This window comes from Nonomuraea deserti, assembly GCF_004348685.1.
Taxonomy (GTDB): domain Bacteria; phylum Actinomycetota; class Actinomycetes; order Streptosporangiales; family Streptosporangiaceae; genus Nonomuraea; species Nonomuraea deserti.
The window spans coordinates 1-3,101 of sequence record NZ_SMKO01000366.1; the positions used below are offsets into that span (position 1 = coordinate 1).

The following is a 3,101-nucleotide window of genomic DNA, read 5'->3' on the forward strand; positions in this document are numbered from 1 at the left end:
GTGCTGCTGATCGTGCTGGGGGCGGCGGCGGGGGCGCCGCTGCGGTACCTGGTGGACCGGGCGGTGCAGGCGCGCCACGACACGGTCTTCCCGTGGGGGACGCTGACGGTCAACGTGGCCGGGTCGGCGCTGCTGGGATTCCTGGCCGCGCTGCCCGCGGGCGACGGGGTGATGGCACTGGCGGGCACGGGGTTCTGCGGGGCGCTGACGACGTACTCCACCTTCGGGTACGAGACGGTCCGGCTGCTGGAGGAGGGCGCGCGCTTCCACGCGGTGGCCAACGCGCTGGTCGGCGTGCTGGCCGGGCTGGGCGCGGCCTACTGCGGGGTGGCACTGGCGGGGGCCGTGGCCTGAGCGGGATCCGCCGGTGAACGGCCGGGGAACACGGCGTGGAAGCCACGGCGTTACCGTGTAATCCTGTAAGCGAAGGAGTGCACGATGGCGGATCCTCTTGACGCCTATTCGCGCGTCGTCTCCTCGGTGGCGGCCGGGTTACTCCCGAAAGTGGCCAGTGTGCGGGCCGGCAGGGGCAGCGGTTCTGCGGTGGTGTTCACCGCCGACGGATTCCTGCTGACCAACGCGCACGTGGTCGGCTCCTCCCGGTCCGGCACCGTCGCGTTCGCCGACGGCACCTCGGGGGGCTTCACGGTCACCGGCCGTGACCCGCTGTCCGACCTCGCGGTGATCAGGGCGCAGACGGCCACGCCCGAGCCCGCCGAGCTGGGCGACTCCGACGAGCTCGTGGTCGGGCAGCTCGTGGTGGCCGTCGGCAACCCCCTGGGTCTTGCCGGGTCGGTGACCGCCGGGGTCGTGTCCGGACTCGGCCGCTCGCTGCCCGCGCGGAGCGGCTCCGCGTCGCGCCTGATCGAGGACGTGATCCAGACGGATGCCGCGCTCAACCCGGGCAACTCCGGCGGTGCGCTGGCCGACTCGCGGGGGCGGGTCGTCGGGATCAACACGGCGGTGGCCGGCGTCGGCGTGGGGCTGGCCGTGCCGATGAACGCCACGACCCGCTCCATCATCGCCGCGCTGATCAGGGACGGCCGGGTCAGGAGGGCGTTCCTGGGGCTGGTGACCTCGCCCGCGCCGCTGCCCGAGCACCTGCGGCGGCGCACCGGGCGGTCCGGCGCCCTGCGCGTGGTCGAGGTGGTGCCGGGCTCGCCCGCCCACCGGGCCGGGCTGCGCGCCGGCGACCTGGTGCTGAGCGCGGGACAGAGCCCGGTGGCCGACGCGCAGAGCCTGCAGCGGCTGATGTTCGCCGACGCGATCGGGAGGCCGCTGCCGATCACCGTCCACCGCAACGGCGCGCTCGTGGACGTCATCGCCGAGCCGGTGGAGCTCACGGGCTCTGAGGTCTGACCTCGACCGGCGCCAGAACCAGCCGGGCGTTCTCCGGCCCCGCCCCGTCCCCGGCCGCGACGGCGGTCTCCGCGCCGTGCTGCGGTTCCGGCGGCAGGTCGCGATCGGCGTCTGTGTCGTGTTGCGGTTCCGGCCGCAGGTCGTGGGTGGCGTTCGTGTCGTGCTGAGGTCCCCGCGGCGGATCCTGGGCGGCGTTCGCGGCTGCCCCGCCCCGGCGCGCGTGCGTGCCGGCGCGGCGGGTCAGCAGGTCGGCCAGCAGCTTGTCCCACTTCTGGCCGATGACGTCGGGGTCGTAGCCGCAGGCCGTCTCCAGCGCACGCGCGGCCAGGTCCCGGCGCAGCCCCTCGTCCTCGATGACGCGGATGATCGCGGACGCCAGGTTGGCGTTGGTACGCGGCTTGACCAGCAGCCCGTCCACCTCGTGCGTGATCATCTCCTTGGGGCCGTGCGGGCTGTTGAAGCTCACGATGGACAGCCCCTTGGCCATCGCCTCCAGGATGGTCATCGGGAAGCCCTCGTGGCGGGAGCTGAGCACGTAGATCGACGCCCTTTCCAGCGCGGCCCCCACGTCGGGGGTGGGCCCCGGCAGCTCCACCGTGTCCTGCAGCCCCAGCTCCGTGACCTGCTGGGCCAGGCTCTCCTCCTGCGGCCCGGCACCGTAGATGCGCAGCTTCCAGTCGGGGTGGGCCGCCGAGACGGTCTGCCAGGCGGTGATGAGCCTGTGGAAGCCCTTGATGCGGGTCATCCTGCCGACCGCCACGGCCACCTTGGCGTCGAGCTTGGCCGGCTCGCCCGTCATCGGCGGCACGGCGTTGGGGATGCGGACCAGCTTGCGCGGCTGCTTCGGCAGCATCTCCCGGTAGTCGCGCAGGTCGGCCTTGGTCAGGGTGACCAGAGCGTCGAGGCGGCGGTAGCGCCACTTGATCAGTTCCTGGACCGGCTCGGCCTGGGTGCGCAGTGCCACGTGCTCCTGCCCGATGGTGATGACACCGGGCCTGGCTAACTGGGCCATCACGAGGTTGAGCCCTGGACGGGTACCCATCAGCACGCCGGTGTCGAGCGAGCGGATGTAACGGGTGAGCGCGAGGTCGGTCCACAGGGAGAACCGGTGGTAGGCCGTCTCTCCCTTGGGGATGAGCCTGCTCGGCAGCTTCGACAACATCGCGCGCAACGGATTGAGGCAGGGCTTGAGCCGGTCGTCCAGGTAGCGGAACTTCACGCGCGGATCGATGGGGAAGAACGGGTGCTCGGCCTCCTTCAGGATGCTCACGATCTCGACGTCGTGCTCCTTGGCGAGGTAGCTCGCCAGGTTGAACACCGTCCTGATGGTGCCGCCCATCCCGTTGGCGTGCAGCAACAGGATGCGGATCCGCCGCGTCGTGGGTGGCGGGGCCTTCCTGCCCCTGCGCCGGTCGTACCCCCGATACAGCCTGACCACGGCCGACTTACCCTTGCGAGCCAGTGCGCGCACCTGACGTAATCCCCTCTGGGCAGGAACAACTCGGAATACACATGGCCGGTGGCGCGGGCATCCGCCCTACCACCGGCCTTTCGTCGCCTCGGCGGAGTGCACGTTCTTCATCCCCTGTGCGCTTTCCCCACCTATGATCTTTAGACGCCATATATATGGCTAAGGTTGCATGCGCGGCTTATGCCGGATGATCTCCCAGGTCGGACGCCGATCATGCTCCTCGGTACGCTCGCCCGCGGCCCGGCGTCCCAGCCCGTACCCCCTTCTCTTA

3 protein-coding genes are annotated in these 3,101 nt (G+C 71.2%); 2 read left to right on the plus strand and 1 reads right to left on the minus strand.

What is annotated here, in order from left to right; genetic code table 11:
* A partial coding sequence (gene crcB, locus E1292_RS49935; RefSeq protein ID WP_246091053.1) for a fluoride efflux transporter CrcB occupies positions 1-354 on the plus strand: 354 nt, incomplete at its 5' end.
* Positions 355-438: 84 nt separating this feature from the next.
* Complete coding sequence (locus E1292_RS49940; RefSeq protein WP_132606804.1) at positions 439-1,359, plus strand: S1C family serine protease; 921 nt, start codon at positions 439-441, stop codon at positions 1,357-1,359.
* Here E1292_RS49940 and E1292_RS49945 read toward each other — a convergent pair.
* A complete protein-coding gene (locus E1292_RS49945; RefSeq protein WP_246091055.1) occupies positions 1,340-2,830 on the minus strand; it encodes a glycosyltransferase family 4 protein in 1,491 nt (496 codons plus the stop codon). The two genes, E1292_RS49940 and E1292_RS49945, sit on opposite strands and share 20 nt — an antisense overlap.
* Positions 2,831-3,101: the final 271 nt, after the last annotated feature.

What these genes read in the sequence shown, in the direction of transcription:
- E1292_RS49940 (WP_132606804.1), top strand. Translation starts at nt 439, where the DNA reads ATGGCGGATCCTCTTGACGCCTATTCGCGCGTCGTCTCCTCGGTGGCG.